The following is a 23,880-nucleotide window of genomic DNA, read 5'->3' as shown; positions in this document are numbered from 1 at the left end:
AAATTGCGATATAAAAAGAACCTTCATTCCACACAATAAATCCGTGGATATGAAGGTTCTTTTGCTTACGACCCCATTTTATTTGGTTTTGGCTTGCAGCAATTCAATGAGCTGTTGCCCGATATTGCCGCCTTGAGGACGCTGCCCGCCTTGACCACTTGCATTACCTGAGGGATTGGCACCCTCTTTGTTAGCTGCATCACCCTGAGGACGCTGTCCCCCCTGCTTACGCTGCCCGTCCTGTCCTTGACCGGCTGCTGCTTGTCCACCGGCTTGATCACCTTGTGGGGGCTGACCAGCTTGTCCGCCATTTGCTCCGCCTTGTCCGTTAGCTCTTTGCTTGCTTTTGGCTTGAGCTTCTTCAATGAACTTTTTCTGGTCGGCAGTTAGTGGTGCTAACAGATTGGTTTGCGCATCTGTGCTCAGCTCGCTTTTGGTCACGGCTTCCTGAACAACAGGCAGCATTTTGGCAGCCTGATCCTTCGTAATGGCAAGTCCAGTGGATTTGTCCATCATAATGAGGGATTGGAACGTCATCATCATCGTACGCTGGTTCGAATTGGCTACTGATCCAGGTGCGCCATTTTGTGGCTTGGCTTGATCTGCTGCCGGACTTGTTGTACTTGCCGCTGGCGCTGCACTTGCCGAACTAGAGGCATTTGGTGCTGCCGTATTCGTACCACATCCGCTTAATAGTAGGGCTGTTAATGCACATGCTGCTATCATTTTTGTTGTTTTCATCTCTACACCACCATCTCCTTTAATACCAAATTATAGAACGATAAACTGAATGGAGACTTAATGGAGTCTGAATGCCAACTTAAAATGTAGTGTAAGCGCAGCATCATCGTGAGCCATTTCATTGATGTGGTTTTACTTAATGAGGTGGGCTGCGGACAGCTGACGATCAGCGATTGTTCTATACGGAGTGTAATCGATAGTATCTTCAAATCGTTATATCAGGCTTCAAATGTTCTGATGGAAATCCATCTGTGAATAAGTTATAACTGAAAATAATACGACTACTATGTACAAGGAGCGATAGTGATGATTCATTTGAACAAGTATTGGGAGGATCTGAACGTTCTGCAGGTGAACAGGGAACCTTCGCGGGCCTATTATATTCCATATCAGGATGAGCAAGCAGCTTTGTCGCAAAAGAGAGGGCGTTCCCCTTTTTACCAAACTTTAAATGGCGGCTGGAAATTTAAATATCATACCAGCGTTAAATATGTGGAGGATGGATTCTACGAGACCTCGGCCGATGTTAGCGGCTGGGATGATCTGCTCGTACCTTCCTGCTGGCAAACCAACGGTTACGATCAGCTGCAATACAGCAATGTCAATTACGTAATCCCTTGCGATCCGCCTTATGTGCCTAATGAAAACCCGGCTGGACTATATGTTAGGGATTTCAACGTCACGGAATCCTGGAACGATAAAGACGGGTATGTGGTGTTCGAAGGGGTGAACTCGTGTTTTTATCTGTGGGTGAACGGCAAGTTTGTCGGCTACAGCCAAGGCAGCAGAATCCCTGCGGAATTTAATCTGACTCCGTACCTGACAAGCGGCAAAAACCGGATTGCCGTGATGGTACTAAAATGGTGCGATGGTACGTATATCGAGGATCAGGATTTGTGGAGATTTTCGGGGATTTTCCGGGATGTGTATTTGCTTGCACGGGACCGCGCACATATCCGCGATGTGTTCAATAAGCAGGAGTTATCGGATGACTTCGGCAAAGCGGTTTTGCGAAGTGAGCTGGTAACTACGGGGCCGCTTGAAGTAAAGGCCGAATTAAAGAACGCCCAAGGATATCTTGTAGGCGAAGGCAAAGTGCTTATAGATGGCAAGGGCAATATAGAGATTGAGATCACGTCTCCAGAGCTGTGGAATGCGGAAACACCTTATTTATACCAGCTGTATATTCATGGTGGGGACGAGGTGCTGCGGTTTTCCGTAGGCTTCCGCAAGGTTGAAATCATCGACGGTGTATTCAAGATCAATGGGGCAGCCGTTAAGCTTAAAGGCGTTAACCGCCACGATTCTCATCCAGAGCTTGGGCAGACGATTCCGCTGAATCACATGATCAAGGATCTGGACCTGATGAAACGACATAACGTGAATACCGTCCGAACCTCCCATTATCCTAACGATCCGCGGTTTTTGGAGCTATGCAACGAATACGGCTTTTATGTAGTGGATGAAGCGGATCTGGAATGTCATGGTGTGCATAATGCCGGTGATTACCATATGCTGACGAAAAACCCGGAGTGGGAAGCGGCATTTGTAGATCGGATCGAGCGATTGGTCGAACGGGATAAAAATCAGCCTGCGGTTGTTATCTGGTCATTGGGCAACGAGGCTGGCTACGATAAGAATCATATGGCAATGGGGAAGTGGGCCAAAGAAAGGGATACGTCCAGACCGGTTCATTATGAAGGCGTAGATCCCCGGTACAACGGTAGTAAGGACAAGGAGTATATCGATTTGGAAGGCCGGATGTATACGTCCACTACGGACATTGAAATTTATGCATTGGACCCAGCCAGCACGAAACCGATGTTCCTGTGCGAGTACAGCCATGCTATGGGTAATGGACCTGGAGATTTGAAAAATTACTGGGATGTCATCTATAAATATCCGCTGTTAATGGGTGGCTGCGTATGGGAATGGAATGACCACGGGATCAAAACCGAAACGGCGGACGGTGTTCCTTTCTTCGCTTACGGAGGCGATTTTGGGGAGAAGCCCCATGACGGGAACTTCTGCATCGACGGTCTGGTTAGCCCTGACAGGAAGCCGCACATCGGACTGCTTGAATTGAAAAAGGTTATTGCTCCTGTCCGCATCGAGGCGCAGGATTTACACAAAGGTACGATTGCGATTACCAATTTGTATGATTTTATCGACTTGTCACAGGTTACGATCTATTGGAAGGTTGAAAAAGACGGGCACACCGTGCAGCAGGGTGAGCTTGCAAGTATCGAAGCGGCTCCTCATACTACGCAAACTACGGTTGTTCCTTATACGCTGCCGAAGGCTTCGTCCAGCCGCTATTTCCTGACATTGTCGGTTAGGTCAAAGCAGGATTACCGTTGGGCGGAAGCAGGCTATGAGCTTACATTCGAACAGTTTGAGCTTCCGGTAGCTGTAGTCCTTGAAGAGAGCAGCAAACGGGAAATTCCGGCGATTCGTGTAGATCAGCAGGGTCATACCCTCGTGATAGACGGTTTTGATTTCCGTCACAGCTTTGATTTGTATGATGGTACCTTTGTAAGTGTAACGAAGCAGGGTGTAGAGATGCTGCAGGCACCGTTCGCCTTTAACATCTGGCGGGCTCCGATCGATAATGACCGGAATATTAAACACGAGTGGATGAAGGAAGGCTATGACCGGGTCAAGATGCACGTATACAGCTCCGAAGTTGTTAAGCAGACAGGTGATTCTGTAGAGATCTCCGTACAGTATTCGCTGGGAGGTTACATCAAGCTGCCGCTGCTGCACGGTACCGCGCATTGGACTGTAGATGGCACAGGGGCTATCTCGCTGCAGACGAAAGTAAAGGTAAGAGAGAATCTAGCCTTTCTGCCGCGGTTTGGTCTGCAATTGACGATGCCGCAAGGAACGGAGGAAGTCGAATATTTCGGTTTTGGTCCGCATGAAAGCTATTCGGACAAGCGGCAAAGCGCGAAGAAGGGTAAATACCTGCTGACGGTCGACGAAATGTTCCAGAACTACGTGATGCCACAGGAAAACGGCTCACGTTATGGCACAGAATGGGCCATTGTATCCAATGAGCAGGGTATGGGTCTGAAATTCTCCAGCCGCGGCGGTGAGTTCTCTTTGAATGCAGCGCATTTTACACCAGAGGATCTGACAACTGCCACACATGCGCATGAGCTTAAGAAGCGTAAAGAAACGATTGTCCATTTGGATTACAAGATGAGTGGTGTAGGCTCCAATTCCTGCGGACCGGAGCTTCTGAAGCAGTATCGTTTGGATGAGAAGGAATTTGAATTTAATCTGACGATTATGCCCTTGTTTAAAGAAGACGAATAAGCGAATTGTGGATATGTGTGGATAAATTGTGGATAAAATGTGAATAAGTAATCCGATAAACACGAATTAAAGTTGTATTCCTTAAGCAAACAGGCAGCCCAGGGTTTAATCCTTGAGCTGCCTGTTTGCTTTTCCCGTCCATTGCTACCGTTTGAATCAAGATGTCTGACACGGAGTCGCCAGAAGCAGCATAATCAGCACCAACGCACCGAAGTTTGAATATGTGCTATTTTCTCATGGAATCTGGGAATGACAGAGACTATGACCGGCTTGTTTACTCCTGTACGCCCGGGGAGAACATCCTTTTAGCTTGCGAAATGTTCGGTTAAATGTCGAATAGGCATCGAACCCGGACTCCATCGCTACCTCGGAAAGCGGCATATCCGATGAGAGCAGCAAACTGCAAGCATGACGAATCCGCAGTTCCTGAAGGAATTCCAGAAAACGAATACCATAATATTCAGAGAATAGCTCACTGATATAGGTAGGATGAAGATGAAATTCATCAGCTAATACAGACAACGTAACGGATTCCAGAAAATGCTCGTGCAGGTATCTAATCATTTGCCAAATGGGCTTGGTTCGAACAGGTGCTGAGCCTACTAATTGAGCTGATTTATGTGTGTGGGATCTCATACTCCTTGCATAATAGGTTAACGCTTCAAGCAATTTTGCTTTGATGATCATATGTTTACCGTAATCATCACCCTGATATTCTTGCAGCATTTTCGCAAATATCGATTGAATATCCCCAAGTATGGAAGAATCGAATTGAACGAAGCTGGATTGTTGGCTGTCTCCTCCATAGATCAAGTCCCATAATACCTGCTCTGGTTCAGCCCCCTCCGTTAGCAGCTTCATGTCAAAATTACAAATGTACATATCCAAAGGACTTAAAGGATCGGCCTCGATTTGATGAATTTGATACGGCAGCAGCAGCACCATCGTACCAGGTGTCATGGAATGCGTTAACCCATTGATGAGTTCCTTTCCTTTTCCGTCCATAATTAAGGTTAACTCAATAAAATCGTGGCGATGTGGCTGAACAAGTGTATGCTTTTTTCTTTTGATGTAAAAAGGGAAGCTGGTGTTCATGTTGGGATATTCAATCAGGTATTGAGGATACATGTAGAGCCCCCTTGTTGCATGGTACCCTCTATTATAAATGAAAAGAATTTCTTTAGAAATGATCATTTTAGCTTGAAATATGATCAATTTACTCTGAAGAAAGCGATAAGATGAACATGTACTTACAATGATTGAAAGGGTGTAAGCAATGGTACGATTAGCACATTCCGAATTGTTGAAGCTGAAGCGCTGGAATACCCCGACTATATATAACGGTTGGGAGGCTATTACGAAACACGATATCACTCGCGGATTCAATATGGAAGCGACAAGAGATTTTATGCCACAAATGGGGCCTATGGTTGGTTATGCCGTTACCGTGCAATTTCAACCAAGCAATCCGGATCATCCGATCCAGAATCCGAATGCATGGAGTGAATATCGTCAATATGTGGCCGGTATTCCCGGTCCGAAGATCGTAGTGGTGCAGGATCTGGATAAGCCTAATGTCATTGGCGCTTTCTGGGGAGAAGTGAACAGTAATATTCACAGGTCATTGGGTTGTATAGGTACGATTACTGATGGAGCTATCAGGGATGTGGATGAAATGGCCAATGCTGGTTTTAAAGCCGTCGCTCGTCAAATGTGTGTAAGCCATGCCTACAGTACGCCGGTACGTTGGGGAATCGAAGTGGAGGTATTCGGTACGAAGGTAAAGCCGGGGCAATTGATTCACGCGGACAAACATGGTTTTCTCACCATTCCTGAGGAGGATGAATCCAGGCTGCTTGAAGCCTCCTTATATATGGACAGTAATGAATGCAACACGGTTATTCCTGCCGCTCGTCATGCTGCTGGTAAATCGACAGAGGAGCTTTTGCTGGCAATCGATGAAGCGGGTCGCGAGTTTGGCGTCAATATGAAAGCAAGGTTCGGTGGAAAGGGCGAATGGTAATCTTAAATAAGGAGCAGCTGATTATAGGATTGAGATCATTTCGGTGGCTCCTAAATTAGAAAAGAGGTGAAGAAGATGATCTGGGGTGACCTTGAGCATTGGGAAGAAGAAAAGCACGCATATCATCCAGCTTTACAAAAGGCGATTCAGTATTTAATTAAGACGGATCTGGACAACGCTGAGGTTGGGACTTATCCGATCCAGGGGGATGATATGTACGCCATGGTGCAAGCACCCGTCACGGTTATACGAGCGGAGCGTAAATCAGAGCATCACGCCAAATATATAGATGTTCAATATTTAATTGGCGGTGGTGAAGAGCTGCAGGTTGTAGGCAGACAATCGCGCGGCAATAGGTCCGTAGAAAATGAGTTGGAATCCAAGGATTACGAATTATACGACGAGGTTGCTGGCGAGAACGAGATTACTTTGACCCCTGGCATGTTTGTCGTGTATTTCCCGAATGATCTTCACCGTCCGGTTTGTGGAAGGTTGGGTGGGATTAAATTGAAAAAGGTCGTGATTAAAATTAATAAATCCCTACTCGGTTTGTAGCAAGGATGAAGAAGCTTCGATTCTATCGTGCTATAGGGCCGTTTTCGATAGGAATAACCGCTGTCTCGTTCGTGATATAATAAAGCAGCGCCCATCAGCTTGGAGCCCCATTATGGGGATATAGGGAGCGGGAAGCCACAAGAGGCTTCCTTTTTGCCGTCGAAAGGAAGTGTTATTGGATTGTGAATATTCGAAGCACAACGAATAAGAACAGGTTCATGCAAGGAAAGGAAGAAAGGATTCGAAAGAAGTGGTACTATCAGCTGCTTCTTTCCTATCTGCCAGTGTTTTTTATTGCTACCTCGATCATCGTCATTATTTCTTTTGTGGGTGTTCGTTTAACTATTGGCAATGAAGCGAAGCGGGTAAACGAAGTGGCAACTACCCAAATGCTGAAAAACATAGATGATGCATTGCGGTCTATCGATCATTTAATATTAAAGGAAATTCTCAACAATGTAGCTTTTGATAAATTTTTTGACTTGTCGAAGGAGACGGATAAATATCTGGATTCCCTGGAAATGAGTGACCGAATCCGTAACATTATTCATGCCACACCCTTGATAGATTCCTTATATTTATATCGATTTCGCGATCAGATTGTGCTGACTAGAGATGAGAGAATAGCCATCGAGCAGTTTCAGGACAAGGATTTTTTGGCGAAGCTGCTGCAAAACCAACAGCAATCGAAGTGGTCGGATTTACGAGAGGTTACGGAAACCAATGTAGTGACGAATGAAACCATAACACGCAAGGTGTTGACGTTGACCAGCAAGGTGCCGACGATCTCGGGTGAGCTTGGACTGATTGTTGTGAATGTCCGCCCTTATGCTATTCAATCGATGATTGATCAAATGGCTAATTCCAGCTACAGCTTGTTGGACTTTGTAGATAAAAATAATACTACGATCGCGTCGGTTCGTGATGCAGCTCTGCCCCAGGAGGATCGACTGGCGAATCAAACACATTCCTTTACCATCAGATCTAGCTATACGGGATGGAGCCTGCACAGCTCCATTAATAATTCCGAGGTCTATGGTTTTAGCTCTGCGATTTATTATGGTTACTTTGCGTTCTGGATTGCTGCCATCGCAGCAGGGGCCTATTGGATTTATTTGATTACCCGAAGAAATTATAAGCCTGTTGAAGCTTTGATGGGCCGCTTGGAGAAATATAAATCCGAAAAAAGCCTGCAGCTGCTCGGCAGTGACAAGCGGGGCGAGTTTGATTATATTGAGCATGCTTTAGACCACCTCATTGATCGATTTGACTATCAACAGCGGCACGTAGAAGAACATGTGAAGCTGCGTCAACGAAAGCTGCTTCTGGATTTACTTGAAGGGAATTTTGTAGACCGCAACGATGAGATTGTGAAAAATATGCTGGAGGAGCAGGGCCAAGCCTGTGTGATCGTCGTCGAAATTGATGCTTATGAGCATTTTGTGGAGCTATATAATAAGCATGATCAGTATTTATTACGATTTGTGGTCGAAAATGTCTGTTATGAGGTTTCTCAAGAGCATGGCATTCAAGTCTGGGCAGAATGGGTGGAAGGGCATCAACTCGCCGTTTTATTTCAATCGCGGGAGTCGGCCTCGCAGGTAGAGGCTACATCTTGGAAGCTGTCCCAATGGGTTCAGGACAATTTGGATTTTACGGTTACCATTGGCATAGGTTCGCCTGCCAAGAGCATGGGGGAGGTTTCGGGTTCCTACGAGCGCGCTTTGGCAGCAATCAAAATGAAGTTCAAATTCGGCAGAAACCGGGTAATCCGGTTCAATGATCTTCCTGAAACGGAAGAGGAACTGATTGTGCAGCCAAAGGTTTTGAAAATGATTGCGCAGTCTTTTCGCCAAGGGGACACTGAATGGTCCAGAAAGCTGCTCGATTTTGTCAACCAGACGACAGAAGCCCATGCTGCCAAAGAGAATGTACAGCACATATTGCAGCTCCTGTTATTTTCGATGGATCGGGAGATGAGCGAGGTCGCTTCAGAGCTTAGAGCCATTTGGAAAAAACGATTATTGCGGTTAAACGAGGGGCTGGATACGCATGAAACTGAAATAGAGCTATCGCAGTTTTATTGCAGTGAATTGAATGAAGCTTACGAGGATATTAAACAACACAAGGATGAGAAGTCACACACAGCCTTAATGCATAGAATCAAGGAACATATAGATAAGGAATATATAGACCCAGACTTGACCCTTGCCAGGCTCGGTGAAGTTTTTCAAATCAATTCCAGTTATTTAAGCCGGACGTTTAAAGAAGAGATCGGAATGAATGTGACCGATTACATAGTCGTGAGTAGAATGGAAAAGGCGAAGCAGCTGTTGAAGGATACGCAAGAAGCTGTGCAGGACATTTCGGTTCAGGTTGGATACACATACACGATGTCTTTTATTCGAGTATTCAAAAAAACAACGGGGCTCACCCCTGGTGAATATAGAAGGCTATCGGCGGAAGCCTGAAAAGTGTAATTAATCCTATGTGTATTCTCCCGACGCCTCTCATTGTCCATATATCCAATGCGGTTTATCCAGTAAAGGAATGTTAATCAGGCTTTGTTCATCGGAAGTAGGCTGCATGTATGCCTTCGGAAGACAGGAACAAAGCCTGTTTGTATCGCTGTTATCGAGAAAAAAGATGGATATTGTCTCATGGGTCCGATCATTATATGGTGATTACACCAAACGGGATGATGTCCAGGAGGAATAGGGATGAATATTAAATACGACCGATTTTATGGAGGGAAATCGAAGGCATTAACCTTAAGCTACGATGATGGAAGAGAACAGGATCGTCGACTAGTTGAGCTTATGAACCGGTATGGTCTCAAAGGTGCTTTTCATTTGAACTCCGGTTTGCTGGGAAGGCCGGGCTATATTCGTAGTGAAGAGATTCAATCTTTGTATCAGGGACACGAGGTATCTGTCCATACGGCAAGCCATCCTTTTCTTGATTTGATCCCGCAGGAGCGATTGATTATGGAGATTATGGAGGACCGCTCTGCATTGGAGGAACTGGTGGGCCACCCGGTTAGAGGGATGAGTTATCCCTTCGGCAGCTATAATGAGCAAGTGGTCCAGCTATTGTCCGCCCTTGGCATGGACTACGCACGGACAACCGGGGGCAATGGGGGATTCAGTCTGCCTTCCAACCCGCTGCTGTGGAACCCGACCTGCCACCATAAGCAGATGCTGGAGTATGGGGAGAAATTCATCCAGTATGAACCAAGGCATTCCCGAATGAGCCTTCTTTATGTATGGGGCCACAGCTATGAGTACGATCGTGACGATAATTGGGAGCTTGTTGAACAATTCGGGGAGCTCACAGGTGGGCGAGCGGATATCTGGTATGCTACGAACATTGAAATTATTGCTTATCTGCATGCGCTTCAACAGCTTCAATGCTCGGTATCCGGGCGCATCATTCATAACCCGTCAGCAACTGCAGTATGGGCCAGCGTAGAAGGGGAGGCTTTCGTGATTCCTGGCGGTCAGACGGTACACCTGTAAGGTGTAATCATGTAAGAAGGAGGGAAACCCGTGAGAACGGAATCCAGTATAACCAAGCTGCAATCACTAGCCAGATTTAGAAAAACACGTTTATGGAAATCCAACATTCCGCTTTGGTGCATGTTTGTACCCGTGCTGCTCTACTTCATTATTTTTAAATATGCACCGATGGGCGGCATTATCATCGCTTTTGAGAACTACAATTTACGCCAAGGGATGCTGCACAGTCCATGGGCAGGCTTAACGTATTTTGAGATGCTGTGGAGGAGCCCGGAATTTTTTCGAATCTTTCGCAACACGCTATTGCTCAGTATTCTGGGATTTGTAATCGGTTTTCCGTTTCCCATTATGCTGGCTGTTCTCTTAAACGAGCTGCGTCGGCTTTGGTACAAAAAGCTGGTGCAAACTCTCGTCTATTTGCCGCATTTTATATCGATGGTGATCGTTACCGGTATTATTGTTACGGTTTTTGCGTCAAACGGGATCGTGAATGAAGTATTGAAGACGGTATTTGGGCAAACGGAAGCTTATCCGTTCCTGTATCAGGTGTCTTCCTGGCTCATGATCTATTTTGGTTCCGCAATTTGGCAGGAAGCCGGTTTTTCCGCGATTATTTATTTGGCTGCATTATCGGCTATTGATCCCCATTTGTATGAATCGGCTGCCATGGACGGCGCCAGCAAATGGAAACAAATTTGGCATATTACGCTGCCTGGCATACGTGGAACCATTATCATCCTGTTAATCCTGCATATGGGCAAACTGATCGATGTGGGTTTTGACAAGGTGTATATGCTGTCGAATGCTGCTGTTTCCGATGTGGCAGATGTGTTTTCAACTTATATATATCGGGTTGGCCTGCAAGGCGGGCAATTCAGTATAACAGCAGCGCTGGGCTTGTTCGAGTCCGTCATTGGCTTGATCCTGGTGTTGTCTACAAATGCTTTGGCGCGAAAATTTGACCGTGGATTATTTTGATCAGGGGTTGGGGAGGCAGCTATGAAACCTACGTGGGGCGAGAAATTATTTTACCAGGTCAACGCGATCCTGTTAGGCTTGGCGGCTCTAAGCGCTTTATTACCATTGTTTAATATTTTATCGCTTTCTTTAAGCAGCAACCATGCGATACTAGCTGGAAAGGTAACTTTCCTGCCTGTAGAGTTCACGTTAAGCTCCTACGCGGCTCTGCTCAAGGGGACACGTGTTCCCGAAGCCTTTATGAACAGTCTGATTATTACGTTCGTTGGGGTTGCGTTCAATATGATCTTCACGGTGCTGGCGGCTTATCCGCTGTCGAGAAGTAATTTTATCGGCCGTCGTCCGATGACGCTGCTTATTATTTTCACGATGCTTTTCTCAGGCGGACTTATCCCCTCCTATTTATTAATTAAATCGTTGGGCATCTTGAATTCTTACTGGTCACTTTGGCTTCCTGGATTAGTTAGTGCTTACAATATGCTGATTATGAAGTCTTTTTTTGAAAATATTCCTGAGGAGCTGGTGGATGCGGCACGCATGGATGGCTGTGGCGAATGGCGCTTGGCGGTCCAAATCATTCTTCCGCTTTCTACACCTGTTCTGGCGACTATGGCGTTATTTTATGGGGTTAGTCATTGGAATTCCTTCATGAATGTTTTGATCTATATTCAGGACTCGAGCAAGTACAATCTCTCTGTGCTTATTCAGCAAATGGTTGCCCAGTCCAACATGATGAATGAATTGCAAAATTTGCAGGAGCAGGACATGGTACTGCTGACTCCCGAGTCGATCAAATCGGCAGGCATGATGGTGATGCTGATGCCTATGATCATTGCGTACCCTTTTCTGCAAAAATATTTTGTCAAGGGAGTTTTAATCGGTGCTGTGAAGGGTTAAAACCCTGAGCTTGGCTTCACTTAAACTATCACCCATACAGGAGGTCTAAATATGTCATTTATTCAAAGAAAGCAGATGATCAAGCTTCTAGGAGTCGGCGGGAGCGTCTTGGCACTGGCTATTGGGGGCTGCTCGAATTCACCATCGGACAAGGCTTCACCAGGCGGAGCCGCCGCCAAACCGGAAATTACGATTTCCGCATATGAGAATGGAAGTACGCCTCCCGATGAGGGGACGATTGAGAAAAATCGTTGGGTTGACTGGATGTCCCAGAACGGTCCGGCCAAGATCAAAGTGATCTCTATACCGCGGACGGAATCCGTCCAGAAATTCAATACGTTGTTTGCCTCTGGCTCTGCGCCTGACCTCATTCAGGAATTCGACGCGAACTTTCGCAATCGAATCTATGATCAGAAGCTGATCATGCCTGTTGATGAGCTCATTGAGAAGTACAGTACGACGTATAAGGCACTTTTGCAGAAATACCCTGCGCTGAAAAAAGTGGCTACGATGCCGGACGGGAAGATGTATGGATTTGGCCGAATCAATGGACTCAGGCCGCAAAATGTTCTCATGATCCGAACAGACTGGTTAAATAAGCTGAATCTTCCTGTGCCGCAAACAACTGATGAGCTGCTTCGCGTATTAACAGCATTTCGCGATAATGATCTGGATGGGAACGGCAAAAAGGATACAATTGCTTATGATATGGGCGGTCGTTCTCAGGCGATCCTTGACAGTATGTTCGGGAATGTAGGTTGGACATTAGAGAAAGATCAGCTCGTTCGCAATTGGGATCGGGCCAAGGCGGCAGCCGCATTCAAAAAACAATTGTACGATCAAGGACTTATCGACAAGGATTATTTAACGAAAAAAGGCTCGGGCTATATGGGTCTGGATGCAGAAGGTATCATTGCCGGTAAAATCGGGATGTGGGGAAGCACAAGCGGCAATACTTCGGATTTTGATACGTATAAGGCTTTAAAGAAGGCCGACCCCAAGGCGGAAGTAACCGTTATTGCGCTGCCGGCAAGCGAATTTGGACAGTTTAGCCCTATATTGGCTAATCCTGTACAAATCACTGGAATGATTAACGCCGAATCCAAAAATGCAGAAGCGGTCATGAAATACGTTGATTTTATGGCGATGAAGGAAACCGGCCAGACAATAAAGTACGGGCTAAAGGGTGAGGACTGGAAGGAAGGCGCCAACGGCTGCCAAGCCTTTATCGACAAGGACAAGACAGCGCCGAAGATTAAATACACGCCATCCTATACAATGCTCTTTTCACCGATTCTTGAAGGCTCCTGCGGCCAAGTACAGTCCAATTTAAACATCAATGATCCCATTGAAAAAGACGGCTATAATCATATTAAACAAGCATACGAGCTATATTTGGACCCTAAGCGTCCAATGCCCGATCTTACGCATCCCGAGCATATGCCAGCCCTGCCGGGTGAGCTGCAAATATCGAATAACAACCTGACCAAAACATTAAGCGATATTTGGACGAAGTATATCCTCTCCGGAAACTCCTCCTCCCTGGATAAGGCATTGGACGATGCCAAAAAAGCATGGGAGACCAACAATGGCAAAAAAATCGAGGAATGGTACGCCAAATGGTACCAGGACAATAAAACAAAGGCGTTCCTTACCAAAGACTATTATGAATTTGTATTAAGTTTTAATTAATGAACAACCCATTAAACAAGAACAATAATCAACCCTACGGGTCATCAATCATTCAATATTGGAGGTCAAGCAATGTCGGGAAGACACATGGAGTACAGTCGGGTGGCTGAATCCGGAATCGGTAATCCTCGCAACGATACAGGGAGCATCCTGGAACTAATGGATGGACGCTTGCTTGCCGTCTGGCACAAATACGAGGCGGGCCCTGAAGGTGGCAGCGATTTCGGACTGTGCCACATATACGCCAAATACTCCAAGGATGGTGGCAGGACGTGGGAGAATGAAGCTCTGCTGGTACCCAATGTACCAGGAGACAACAACGTGCAGGCACCGGGTTTATCCCGGCTCGCCTCCGGTGAGCTGCTGCTGCACTGCCTCCGTGGACATCAGGGAGGCATCAGCTCGACCTTGTGTGTGTTCCGGTCCGCAGATGAAGGTCTGACATGGACCGAAGGTACGAGTATTTGGGAGAGAAGTGAGGGCCAGTGGCTGCAGGGAGGTGCTAATCAGCTGAATGTGCTGGCATCCGGTCGTTTGCTGCTGCCTTACCATTATGGCACGGGACATCAAGGCAGCCAGCATAATACGGTTAGCTGTTATTTGAGTGATGATGGGGGACAACGGTGGCGGCGGGCAAGTGGTACGGTGGATCTGCCCATGCGGGGCGCCATGGAGGCGTCTGTAGCAGAGCTCAGCTCCAGCAAGCTTGTCATGTCGCTGCGAACCCAACTGGGGGCCGTCTTCTTATCGTATTCGGACGATCAGGGCGAGACTTGGTCGCTTCCCCAGACCTCGGGCTTGAAAGCACCCGAATCGTGCACCTGCCTGAGAGTCATCCCTGCTACTGGCGATTTGGTCTTGTTCTATAATGATAGCGACTATGACCCGACAAGACATCATTATGGGCTGCGGACTCCTTTATCCGCGGCATGCTCGCAGGATGGAGGAGCCACCTGGCGCAAGGCGGGGAATATCGAAACGGGACCCTACGAATTCATGAATTTGAACTGTACGTTTACGAGGTCGGGTGCAGCACTCTTAACCTACACGAAAGTGGAGGACCCGCAAATCTTAGAGGTGGATAGATCGCTCCCCTTCAAACGGACAGATATGGACCTGTGCCTGGCGGCTATCGACTGGCAATGGTTTTATCGTAGTTAACCTTATCGACACACATAGAAACTGAACATACGATGTGCTGCTGCAAGATCCAAGCCGGAGCGGACTCCTTGAAGCGAAAGCATACATGACAAGGCGAATAAGAGAGATGGCGTGTACACGGCTATCCCTCTTATTCGCCTATTTACTATTTTTCGTTTAGATGAAGCCTGGTGGTCACGGTATAGAGCTTCGCGGATCATAGCAGGAATATATGTATGAATGTCGAATATTCGAGTAAAATGTTGAAATGGATCCAACGGGATTTTTGCAAAAGCAAATTGTCTATAGAGGTAACAAGACGTATTCAGCACAGTGAAATTCATGAACAAGAGGGGGGATTCGACGAATGAAAGCATTGCAGGATAAGATCAGACAGGATGGCATCGTTCTGAGCGATCAAGTATTAAAGGTGGATTCGTTCCTGAACCATATGGTCGATCCACAGCTCATGCTGGAGGTCGGACAGGAATTTGTACGGCGATTTGAAGGGGTTACGTTCGACAAGGTACTTACGCTGGAATCGTCCGGTATCGCGCCCGCAGTCATGACTGCCTTGACGCTGCAGGTGCCTATGGTATTCGCGCGCAAGCATAAATCTTTAACGCTTAAGGACGATCTTTATGTGGAGACGGTGTACTCCTTTACCAAGCAGGTGCATAATGAAATTACGATTTCCCGTAAATTTTTGGCGCCAGGCGAGCGCATATTGATCATTGATGACTTTTTGGCCTACGGCGAAGCAACCTTTGGAATGACACGGATCATTGAGTCGGCAGGAGCGACCGTTGTGGGTGTTGGTATCGTGATCGAGAAATCCTTTCAGGATGGAGCCCGCAGGCTGAAGGAAGCCGGATATCGCGTTGAGTCGTTGGCACGCATTGCTTCGCTCGGTGAACAGAAAGTGACGTTTTTACCTTAAACGTGGTGGATGAATGAGAAATTTAAAAATCAAGCATAAGCTTTTTATATTCATATCGCTCGGAGCACTTCTGACAAGTCTGCTTGGATGGCTGTTTGTTCAGCAGTCGCAAACGTTGTACGAACAGCTCATTTATCGGGAAACGGTCGATAAGTTCCATTTATTTTCGCAGCGGATTGAAGAGAAATTCAAGGAAATTGATAAGCTGTCGCTGTCTGTGATGGCGGATTCCGACGTGCAGCGGTATTTGAAGGTGATCAAGACCGAACCGGATACGTACGAAGCGTTCGATGCGGCCAATAAATTGAAGCAAAAGCTGTTAACCTTCCATTTGTACGATTATTCGGTATCCTCCATTGTGATCATTGACAGAAATTCCAATTCACACAGTGTTGGGGTCAACGTGGATCGTATGAACTATGCGAATATGGATGAAATTCGGGAGCTGGCTTATGCGCAGGAAGGGGCCAGTATATGGGTTGGCGGCAGGCTGCAGGAGGATGCTTTTTTTTCAGTGCGTGATATTAGAGAAATTCCCGAATTGAATTTGCAGTCACTGGGCACCTTGTTCATTCGTATTCAGGCTGACAAGGCTATCTATGGCTCCGCAGCGGAAAAAACTACAACCTACGATTCCTCGCTGATGATCGTATCGGGTAACGACATTATATATCCCGGCAACACCCAATTGAAGCTGTCTGACCTCCCGATAGATAAATCGAAAGATTACAGCATCATCACGATCGACAACAATTCTTATCTGGCCGCGCAGTTTACACTGGGTTATACCGGCTGGACCTTTATTCACCTAATTCCGTACGGCTCAATTTTCAAAAATGTCATGATCATGAAAACGGTACTGCTCGTCTTGTATGCTGTCACCTTGCTGCTGCTGCTATGGAGCGGTCTGCGATTTTCGAAAAGCATTACTAAGCCGCTTGAAGCTTTGACCCAGAAAATGGTGAATGTGGAGAAGGGGCAGTTCGCCATTGATAAGGCGGATTTTCCGGTGAACCGAGATGAGGTTGGCTTGCTAAACCATAATTTCGATAAAATGACCGAGAAGCTGGATAAGCTGATCAACGAGAACTATATCAAGCAAATTATGCTGAAGGAAGCGGAATACGAAACCTTGAAGGCTCAGGTAAATCCGCATTTTTTGTATAATACGCTGGAATCGATCAATTGGTTGGCCAAAATGAATGGACAGCAGGAGATATCCGGTATGGTCAAAGCGCTTGGGGATATGATGCGGGCAGCGGTGAGCAAGAAGGAATTTGTGACACTGCAGGAAGAAATAGCGAATCTAAATAATTACATCCACATCCAGCAATTTCGTTTTGAGGAGCGATTAGCCTGTCGTATTGAAATTTCGCCGCAGCTGTACGCCCTTTATATACCCAGTCTGATTTTGCAGCCCATAGTTGAGAACTGCATCAAATATGGGATCGAGGCTGCGACGGACCGATGTGATATTACGATTCACGCCGAAAAGCGGGAGCTGCCGGATCGTCTCGTTCTGACGATTCAGGACACGGGACCCGGCATGGATACGGAATATTTGGAAAAGTTAAAGCACAATGAAACGACTGCTGCAGGCACAGGGATAGGCTTGCACAGCATTGACCAGCGTCTCAAGATATTGTTTGGCGACAACAGTGGTGTTGAAATCGAGACCGGACCCGAGCAGGGGACGATCATCTCTATAACGATACCTTTTCTGACCGATATCCCAATCTAATCTTTAATGAGGTGGACGTATGAGTGAATTCACGGTGTATTTGGCAGATGATGAGCGGGTGATCAGAGAAGGCATCGCGATGCTGATCCCTTGGCCGGAATTGGGTCTCAAGTTTATCGGGTCCGCTCCAGATGGTATCCAAGCTTATGAAGAGATTGTTCGATTGCGGCCGAATCTGGTCATTACCGATATCAAGATGCCCAAGCTGAACGGACTCGAGCTTATTAAGCGTGTGAAGACACAGCTGCCGGATACACTTTTTATCGTACTGTCGGGGTATGGTGAATTTGAATTTGCAACGCAAGCGATGCAGTACGGTGTTAAGCATTACCTGCTGAAGCCGTGCAATGAGCAGGAGATTATTCACGTATTGCGTGAGGTAATCCACGAAATGGAAGATCAGCAAAAGCAGGGCGATCTGCTTGCAGCCATGCAGCGGCAGTTAACAGAAGCGATGCCCAAGGTTCGGGAGCAGTTTTTGCGGGATTGCCTGTTGAACCGGACCTATATTCAGCAGGAAATGGAGCAGTACAAGCAGCTGCTGCAGCTCGAGCATGAGCAGGTTCGGCTGCTTTTATTTGAGCTGGAAGGCCGCTTTGAATATATCGAGCTGTACACGCTTAAGACCATTTCCGAAGAGCAGGGGGCGGTCGGCCAGATTGTGTTGAGCACGATTGTCGGCAACCAGCTGCTGGTGCTGATAGAGGACGGGGAGTTATCAGTTGCAGTCGCTTTGACAAGCCGTATTCAGCAGGCTTTCCGGCAGCTGTATCCATTGAATGTCACATTGGCAATCAGTGATTCAGGACGTATTGAGGACATTGCCAAGCTGTATAAAGAAGTGCAAAAATATGTGAAATATAAGTTTTATCTCGGAGAAAACGGGATTATTACGAGCGAATTCGATATGCACGCGCCGTTGTCTTCTATAGAAACGGTAAGCTATGCCTACGATTCTATCGTGCTGGCTGTGAAAATTGGTGAAGCGGACGACGTTCGCAAGGAGCTGCAGGCTTTCTTCGATCATTTACAGGAAGCTCGCGTAGAAATCAATGTAGCGATCAGCTTGTGCATTGAATTGATCACCGTTATTGTCAGAGAGACGTTATTATCACCGATGAACGAGCCCTTTAAAAAGATTGTACCGATCCTAAGCATGTCTACCCTTGATGACATTCACCATTATATTGAAAAGCTCTCTCTGGCCACGGCCAAGGAGCATTTTGAGGCCTACTCGGATAAAAAGCATATGCTGATGACACGAATGACGCAGCTGATTCAGGAGCATTTGGCTAACGAGCAGCTGTCGCTGCAATGGCTGGCCAAAAACTTCTTTTTTATGAACGCCGATTATTTGGGCAAATTATTTCGCAAAGAAATGAAAGACAAATTTTCCCCGTATATCACGAGGCTCAGAATCGAGCGAGCCAAAGCTTTAATTACCGATAAACCGGATATCAAAATGTATGAGGTCGCCGAGCAGTCCGGATTTGGCAGTGACCAGCAATATTTTGGCAATGTGTTCAAAAGACATACCGGACAATCCCCTCTGGAATTCAAAAAAACGCTAAATCGCTAAGTAGCGGTCAGAAATATGCGCATCTTTCGTATTCGTCTTCACCTGTATAAACACTGTTTTTCACAAAAAAGTATCCGTTTTTTACATACTTTTTTATGTGTAAAGGGAGTAAAATTAAATTAATTCCTACTATCCCCATAAGATTTAGGAGCAAGGAGCAAATTTGACGATGACCAAACCTAATGTATCGGATAGCTTCATCCGCAATGAGCGGGAAGCGGAAATTGCCGAGCGAGCCGACCAACTGGCAGTGAAGCTGGCCGAAAGAGCACCCAAGCACGATGAAGAGGGCTCATTTCCATTTGAAAATTTTGCGGACTTACGCCAAGCTGGATATTTGAAGCAGACCGTGCCCAAGCAGTATGGAGGAGACGAAATTTCCTTGTATGAATTGGTGCTAGCCCAGGAACGATTAGCCCGCGGCGACGGTTCAACCGCGTTGGCTGTTGGCTGGCATATGGGTACGATGCTTCAACACCGGAATACCCGGCCTTGGCCAGTAGCGTTATATGAATGGTTTTGCAGGGAGGTCGTAGAAAACGGAGCGATGATCAATCACTTTGCGAGTGAGCGTGCGACTGGCAGCCCAAGCAGAGGCGGAAAGCCCGAAACGACTGCAGTCAAAACTCCAGACGGTTGGCTGATTACTGGCCGGAAAACGTTCAGTACCCTAAGCCCGATCCTGGAATACTTCACCGTATCTGCCAGTATTGCGGACACGGATGAGGTCGGGGAGTTTTTTGTTCGCAAGACTTCAGGGGTCCACATAGAGGAAACATGGAACACGCTTGGCATGAGAGCAACGGGCAGCCATGATCTGATTCTGCAGGATGTGTTCGTCCCTGACGACAAGCTGATCAGCAGATCGGGTTCAATACCGGACAAGAAACGGATTGACGATGGCAACGGCTGGCTGCTGCACATCCCCGCCTGCTACATAGGGATCGCCCATGCAGCCCGTGATTTTGCAATCCAGTTTGCCCGCAGCTACAGACCGAACAGCTTGCCGGGGCCGATCTCCGAGCTGCCGAATATTCAGCAGCAAATCGGGCAGATCGAAGCGGACCTGATTACGGCGCGTACGCTGCTGTATACGGTAGCTGACCGTTGGGACCGGTATCCGGAAGGACGAATTGCTTTGAAGCCGGATCTGGGATTAGCCAAGTACATCGCAACGAACCATGCTTTGCGAATTGTCGATCAGGCCATGCGGATTGTCGGGGGAACCAGCTTGTCGCGCAGGCTGCCCTTGGAACGAATGTACCGCGATGTTCGTGCCGGACTGCATAACCCGCCGATGGACGATGTTGTATTGCGCAACCTGGCGCAGCGCGCCTTAACCGAAGAAAGCTAGAGTCCAAGATGTACCAATAAAAAAAGGGATGTGTATGTATGCGTAAATCGATGAAACTTAAATTCACCTCTACCTTGCTGATCCTGGCGGCTCTTGCGGGCTGCTCGCAGCCAGCAGCAACCAGCACACCGGCGGCTGGCGGTAAAGCAGCGGAGCCTGCAGCGGCCAGTACACCTGCAGCAGCCAAGAAAGACCCAGTAACCTTGAGGATTACCTACTGGGCAGGCTCGCAGATGACAGTGGACAAAACCAACGCGGTAGTAGAGCTGTTCCAGAAAGCTTACCCGCATATCAAGGTCGAGTCTGAATATTACGCGGGCGATGCCTACTGGGATAAGCTGAACGTGCAGGCTGCTTCCAACAGCATGCCGGACGTAGTGCGGATGGATTACTCCAAGATCACGAACTATGTGAATAAAAATTTACTGCTTCCCTTGGACGATTACATCCAGAAGAAAACGATTAACATGGAAGGTGTTAATCCGATCCATATCGACGGCGCCAAATTTAACGGTAAAGTATACGGGATTAATATCGGAAACAATGCACTGGTATCCTTTTATGATCCAGATGTTTTTGCCAAAGCGGGTGTGACACCTCCTACTCCTAACTACACATGGGAGCAATACGAAAAGGATTTGAGAACGTTCAAGGATAAGCTGGGCATTTACGGTGATACGCATATGAGCCAAACCCAATTTGCCGTGTGGCTCAGACAGCAGGGCAAGAAAATGTACAACACGGCTCAAGACGGGCTTGGCTATGAAGACGATAAAGTGTTTGTCGATTTCTTCGAGCAGCAGCTTCGTTGGCAGAAGGAGGGTCTGATCTCTCCGCTGGGCGTTGAACTGGAAGTGAGAGGCCTGGAGGATGGTCCCTTCCCTAAAGGACAGGCGGCATACGGCAGCCTAAGCTACTGGAGCAACCACGTCGACATCATGGAAACACAGCTGAAGAAAAAGGTAGGCATGGCGATGTATCCGGGATCCGGAGACGGCAAGGGCATGTACATCAAGCCGTCATTCTTCCAATCGATTGCCAAAAGCTCCAAGCATCCTGAAGAAGCGGCCTTGTTCATTGAATTTTTCACGAATAATATCGATGCTGCCAAGTCGTTAAATGCATATTTTGGAATGCCTTATCACCCGGCTGTTCTTGAAGGCATGAAGAGCTCATTCTCAGATACGCAGAAGAGAGTTGCCGAATATCTTGCGACCGTTGAGAAATATTCGAGCCTGATTGATCCTCCCGATCCGACGGCTGCTGTAGAAGTAGGCAAAGTGTTTAAGAACGTCAGTGACGAAATCTTCTTCGAGAAAACGACGCCTAAGCAAGGTGCGGAGAAATTCAGAAAAGAAGCGAATGCGATTTTGGCGAAAAAGAAATAAACAGATAAACACAAGCCTGTGATGGTAACCGCAGCATATAGGTAAAGTGAGCAAATGCACGACAACGTGAAGAGATAAGCGCGGTTAGCTTATCTCTTTATGTCTAATGGAAAGTGAGGTGTGTACAAGTTGAAGGTCCTACCCAAAAAACGTTGGTGGAGTTCCGATAACATATCGGGGTATGTGTTTATATCTCCGTGGCTGTTCGGATTTCTTGTGTTCTCACTGCTGCCTATTCTGGCCTCGTTATATCTGGCCTTTACGAAATATGATATTTTGTCCGAACCGGAGTGGGTGGGCTTCGATAATTTTACAGAGATGTTCACCGCAGATCCGAGGTATTGGAAATCAGTCCAGGCAACGCTGATTTTCGTATTTGTCGCTGTACCATTACGTCTGTGCTTCGCATTGGTGATCGCGATGCTGCTGAATACGAAGCTGAAGCTGCTCGGATTTTTCAGAGCCGCCTACTATTTGCCCACCCTGATCGGGGGCAGTGTGGCTGTTGCTGTGATGTGGCGGCAGCTGTTCGGAGCTGCGGGAGCTTTCAATTCGTTCCTGACCGCAGTATTCGGTATTGTGGCCAAAATATCCTGGATCACCCAGCCGTCCACGGCGCTGCTGACCCTGGTACTCTTGTCCGTATGGCAATTCGGATCATCGATGCTTATCTTTCTGGCTGGTCTCAAGCAGGTTCCAGCGGAGCTGTATGAAGCAGCTACGGTGGACGGGGCAGGGGGCTGGCAGAAATTCAAACGCATTACACTGCCGCTCTTGACTCCGGTTATTTTTTTCAATTTGGTGATGGGTGTCATCAACGGTTTCAAGGTATTTACCGAGGGTATGATTGTGACCGGCGGAGGACCGCTCGATACGACGTTATTTTATGCGCTGTATTTGTACGAAAAGTCGTTCCGTTATTATGAAATGGGCTATGGCTCAGCGATGGCGTGGGTGCTGCTGCTGACGATTGGTTTTTTGACGGCGATCCTGTTTGCCAGCTCCAAAAAATGGGTTTATTACGAATCGAAGGGGGACTAAAGGATGGTGGGCCAACAGCGTCAACTACAACGGCTGCGCAGTGTAATCCTGCACCTCTTCGTATTCGGCTTCGCTTTGATCATGATCTATCCGATGGCGTGGATGCTGTCCAGCTCGCTCAAGGATAATTCGGAAATTTTCATCAATGCGCATCAACTGCTACCCTCACATTTTAATTTTAATAACTATATCAATGGCTTCAAAGGTTTTGCGGGCACCTCATTTATCGTATTTTTTAAAAACTCGCTGATTATCACCTTGTTTTCCGTGATCGGAACCGTCATTTCCTCAACGATGGTAGCCTACGGCTTCGCCAGAATTCGGTTTCGAGGCTCGCGCTTCTGGTTTGCGTGCATGATGCTGACGATGATGCTGCCGTCCGAGGTATTGACGATTCCCCAATATATCTTTTTTCAAAAAATAGACTGGATTAATACGTTTCTGCCGCTCATTGTGCCGTCCTTTTTTGGTGGGGCGTTCTTTATTTTCCTGATCATTCAATTCTTGCGCGGCATTCCGAAGGAGCTGGACGAATCGGCTACGATCGATGGCTGCGGAAGGTATCGAATCTTCATGCAGATCTTGATCCCACTGCTTGTCCCGCCAATCATCACTGTATCCATATTCAAATTTTACTGGACCTGGGACGACTTTTTCAGCCCGCTGCTGTATCTCAATTCACCGAAGCTGGCTACGGTATCGCTCGCTATCAAAAATATGTCCGACCCGACGGCACAAACCGATTGGGGGGCGATGTTCGCGATGTCCGTGTTGTCGCTGCTCCCGATTGTGGCCGTATTCATCGCCTTTCAAAAGTATATTGTCGAGGGTATAAGTACAACCGGATTAAAAGGATAAAAAACAAAGAACAAAGAACAAAGAACTGCACATTCCCGGGCGAGGAAGGCAGTTCTTTGTTATATAAGAGGCAAGACCGGTTACAGTAAGGCCGTATGCGATCGGTATAGTTAA

Annotated in this window: 19 protein-coding genes; 17 read left to right on the top strand and 2 right to left on the bottom strand. The window is 47.1% G+C overall.

Going from position 1 to position 23,880, the window contains the following annotated elements; all coding sequences use genetic code 11:
* Positions 1-78: 78 nt before the first annotated feature.
* Positions 79-741: a hypothetical protein gene (locus BK127_RS12805; RefSeq protein ID WP_076230443.1), complete on the bottom strand. Its 663-nt coding sequence runs from the start codon at positions 739-741 to the stop codon at positions 79-81.
* 108 nt (positions 742-849) lie between these two features.
* On the opposite strand from BK127_RS12805, the gene BK127_RS43675 reads away from it, so the two are divergent.
* Positions 850-996, top strand: coding sequence for a hypothetical protein (locus BK127_RS43675; RefSeq protein ID WP_179097463.1), 147 nt, complete (start codon positions 850-852; stop codon positions 994-996).
* 51 nt (positions 997-1,047) lie between these two features.
* Positions 1,048-4,062 carry a glycoside hydrolase family 2 gene (locus BK127_RS12800; protein ID WP_076230442.1) on the top strand — a complete coding sequence of 1,005 codons (3,015 nt, stop codon included), beginning with the start codon at positions 1,048-1,050 and terminating at the stop codon, positions 4,060-4,062.
* A 234-nt stretch (positions 4,063-4,296) separates the two neighbouring features.
* Here BK127_RS12800 and BK127_RS12795 read toward each other — a convergent pair whose 3' ends face one another.
* On the bottom strand, positions 4,297-5,190 hold the full coding sequence (locus BK127_RS12795; RefSeq protein WP_076230441.1) for a helix-turn-helix transcriptional regulator: 894 nt from the start codon (positions 5,188-5,190) through the stop codon (positions 4,297-4,299).
* Between the two features lie 148 nt (positions 5,191-5,338).
* On the opposite strand from BK127_RS12795, the gene BK127_RS12790 reads away from it, so the two are divergent.
* The 15 genes from BK127_RS12790 to BK127_RS12720 all read left to right on the top strand — a co-directional run bounded on the left by BK127_RS12790 (position 5,339) and on the right by BK127_RS12720 (position 23,766).
* The gene (locus tag BK127_RS12790) at positions 5,339-6,085 is read left to right on the top strand and encodes an RraA family protein (protein WP_076230440.1); all 747 of its coding nucleotides are present in this window, start codon (positions 5,339-5,341) and stop codon (positions 6,083-6,085) included.
* A 75-nt stretch (positions 6,086-6,160) separates the two neighbouring features.
* Complete coding sequence (locus BK127_RS12785) at positions 6,161-6,640, top strand: NanQ anomerase/TabA/YiaL family protein (protein WP_076230439.1); 480 nt, start codon at positions 6,161-6,163, stop codon at positions 6,638-6,640.
* A gap of 218 nt (positions 6,641-6,858) precedes the next feature.
* Positions 6,859-9,111, top strand: coding sequence for a helix-turn-helix domain-containing protein (locus BK127_RS12780; RefSeq protein WP_179097461.1), 2,253 nt, complete (start codon positions 6,859-6,861; stop codon positions 9,109-9,111).
* Positions 9,112-9,360: 249 nt separating this feature from the next.
* Positions 9,361-10,158, top strand: a complete 798-nt coding sequence (locus BK127_RS12775) for a polysaccharide deacetylase family protein (protein ID WP_076230437.1) — start codon at positions 9,361-9,363, stop codon at positions 10,156-10,158.
* Positions 10,159-10,188: 30 nt separating this feature from the next.
* A complete protein-coding gene (locus tag BK127_RS12770) occupies positions 10,189-11,136 on the top strand; it encodes an ABC transporter permease (protein ID WP_076230436.1) in 948 nt (315 codons plus the stop codon).
* 21 nt (positions 11,137-11,157) lie between these two features.
* The gene (locus tag BK127_RS12765) at positions 11,158-12,033 is read left to right on the top strand and encodes a carbohydrate ABC transporter permease (protein WP_076230435.1); all 876 of its coding nucleotides are present in this window, start codon (positions 11,158-11,160) and stop codon (positions 12,031-12,033) included.
* Between the two features lie 51 nt (positions 12,034-12,084).
* On the top strand, positions 12,085-13,725 hold the full coding sequence (locus BK127_RS12760) for an extracellular solute-binding protein (RefSeq protein ID WP_076230434.1): 1,641 nt from the start codon (positions 12,085-12,087) through the stop codon (positions 13,723-13,725).
* Positions 13,726-13,797: 72 nt separating this feature from the next.
* On the top strand, positions 13,798-14,886 hold the full coding sequence (locus BK127_RS12755; protein WP_076230433.1) for a sialidase family protein: 1,089 nt from the start codon (positions 13,798-13,800) through the stop codon (positions 14,884-14,886).
* A 346-nt stretch (positions 14,887-15,232) separates the two neighbouring features.
* Positions 15,233-15,805: a xanthine phosphoribosyltransferase gene (locus tag BK127_RS12750; protein WP_076230432.1), complete on the top strand. Its 573-nt coding sequence runs from the start codon at positions 15,233-15,235 to the stop codon at positions 15,803-15,805.
* A 13-nt stretch (positions 15,806-15,818) separates the two neighbouring features.
* Positions 15,819-17,546 (top strand): sensor histidine kinase, encoded by a 1,728-nt coding sequence (locus tag BK127_RS12745; protein WP_076230431.1) that lies wholly within the window; start codon positions 15,819-15,821, stop codon positions 17,544-17,546.
* A gap of 19 nt (positions 17,547-17,565) precedes the next feature.
* Positions 17,566-19,125: a response regulator gene (locus BK127_RS12740; protein ID WP_076230430.1), complete on the top strand. Its 1,560-nt coding sequence runs from the start codon at positions 17,566-17,568 to the stop codon at positions 19,123-19,125.
* Between the two features lie 169 nt (positions 19,126-19,294).
* Positions 19,295-20,479, top strand: coding sequence for an acyl-CoA dehydrogenase family protein (locus BK127_RS12735; protein ID WP_076230429.1), 1,185 nt, complete (start codon positions 19,295-19,297; stop codon positions 20,477-20,479).
* Positions 20,480-20,517: 38 nt separating this feature from the next.
* Positions 20,518-21,867 (top strand): ABC transporter substrate-binding protein, encoded by a 1,350-nt coding sequence (locus BK127_RS12730; protein ID WP_076230428.1) that lies wholly within the window; start codon positions 20,518-20,520, stop codon positions 21,865-21,867.
* A gap of 183 nt (positions 21,868-22,050) precedes the next feature.
* The gene (locus BK127_RS12725; RefSeq protein WP_305954296.1) at positions 22,051-22,908 is read left to right on the top strand and encodes a carbohydrate ABC transporter permease; all 858 of its coding nucleotides are present in this window, start codon (positions 22,051-22,053) and stop codon (positions 22,906-22,908) included.
* Between the two features lie 3 nt (positions 22,909-22,911).
* Complete coding sequence (locus tag BK127_RS12720) at positions 22,912-23,766, top strand: carbohydrate ABC transporter permease (RefSeq protein WP_076230426.1); 855 nt, start codon at positions 22,912-22,914, stop codon at positions 23,764-23,766.
* Positions 23,767-23,880: the final 114 nt, after the last annotated feature.

This window comes from Paenibacillus sp. FSL H7-0331 (assembly GCF_001956045.1).
Note: the sequence above shows the minus strand (reverse complement) of the source record. Positions and strands in the feature narration are given on the sequence as shown.

Excerpts from the sequence above, each read along its gene's own strand:
- BK127_RS12805 (WP_076230443.1), bottom strand. The coding sequence starts at position 741 with ATGAAAACAACAAAAATGATAGCAGCATGTGCATTAACAGCCCTACTA.
- BK127_RS12800 (WP_076230442.1), top strand. The coding sequence starts at position 1,048 with ATGATTCATTTGAACAAGTATTGGGAGGATCTGAACGTTCTGCAGGTG.
- BK127_RS12795 (WP_076230441.1), bottom strand. The coding sequence starts at position 5,190 with ATGTATCCTCAATACCTGATTGAATATCCCAACATGAACACCAGCTTC.
- BK127_RS12790 (WP_076230440.1), top strand. The coding sequence starts at position 5,339 with ATGGTACGATTAGCACATTCCGAATTGTTGAAGCTGAAGCGCTGGAAT.
- BK127_RS12785 (WP_076230439.1), top strand. The coding sequence starts at position 6,161 with ATGATCTGGGGTGACCTTGAGCATTGGGAAGAAGAAAAGCACGCATAT.
- BK127_RS12780 (WP_179097461.1), top strand. The coding sequence starts at position 6,859 with ATGCAAGGAAAGGAAGAAAGGATTCGAAAGAAGTGGTACTATCAGCTG.
- BK127_RS12775 (WP_076230437.1), top strand. The coding sequence starts at position 9,361 with ATGAATATTAAATACGACCGATTTTATGGAGGGAAATCGAAGGCATTA.
- BK127_RS12765 (WP_076230435.1), top strand. The coding sequence starts at position 11,158 with ATGAAACCTACGTGGGGCGAGAAATTATTTTACCAGGTCAACGCGATC.
- BK127_RS12760 (WP_076230434.1), top strand. The coding sequence starts at position 12,085 with ATGTCATTTATTCAAAGAAAGCAGATGATCAAGCTTCTAGGAGTCGGC.
- BK127_RS12755 (WP_076230433.1), top strand. The coding sequence starts at position 13,798 with ATGTCGGGAAGACACATGGAGTACAGTCGGGTGGCTGAATCCGGAATC.
- BK127_RS12750 (WP_076230432.1), top strand. The coding sequence starts at position 15,233 with ATGAAAGCATTGCAGGATAAGATCAGACAGGATGGCATCGTTCTGAGC.
- BK127_RS12745 (WP_076230431.1), top strand. The coding sequence starts at position 15,819 with ATGAGAAATTTAAAAATCAAGCATAAGCTTTTTATATTCATATCGCTC.
- BK127_RS12740 (WP_076230430.1), top strand. The coding sequence starts at position 17,566 with ATGAGTGAATTCACGGTGTATTTGGCAGATGATGAGCGGGTGATCAGA.
- BK127_RS12735 (WP_076230429.1), top strand. The coding sequence starts at position 19,295 with ATGACCAAACCTAATGTATCGGATAGCTTCATCCGCAATGAGCGGGAA.
- BK127_RS12730 (WP_076230428.1), top strand. The coding sequence starts at position 20,518 with ATGCGTAAATCGATGAAACTTAAATTCACCTCTACCTTGCTGATCCTG.
- BK127_RS12720 (WP_076230426.1), top strand. The coding sequence starts at position 22,912 with ATGGTGGGCCAACAGCGTCAACTACAACGGCTGCGCAGTGTAATCCTG.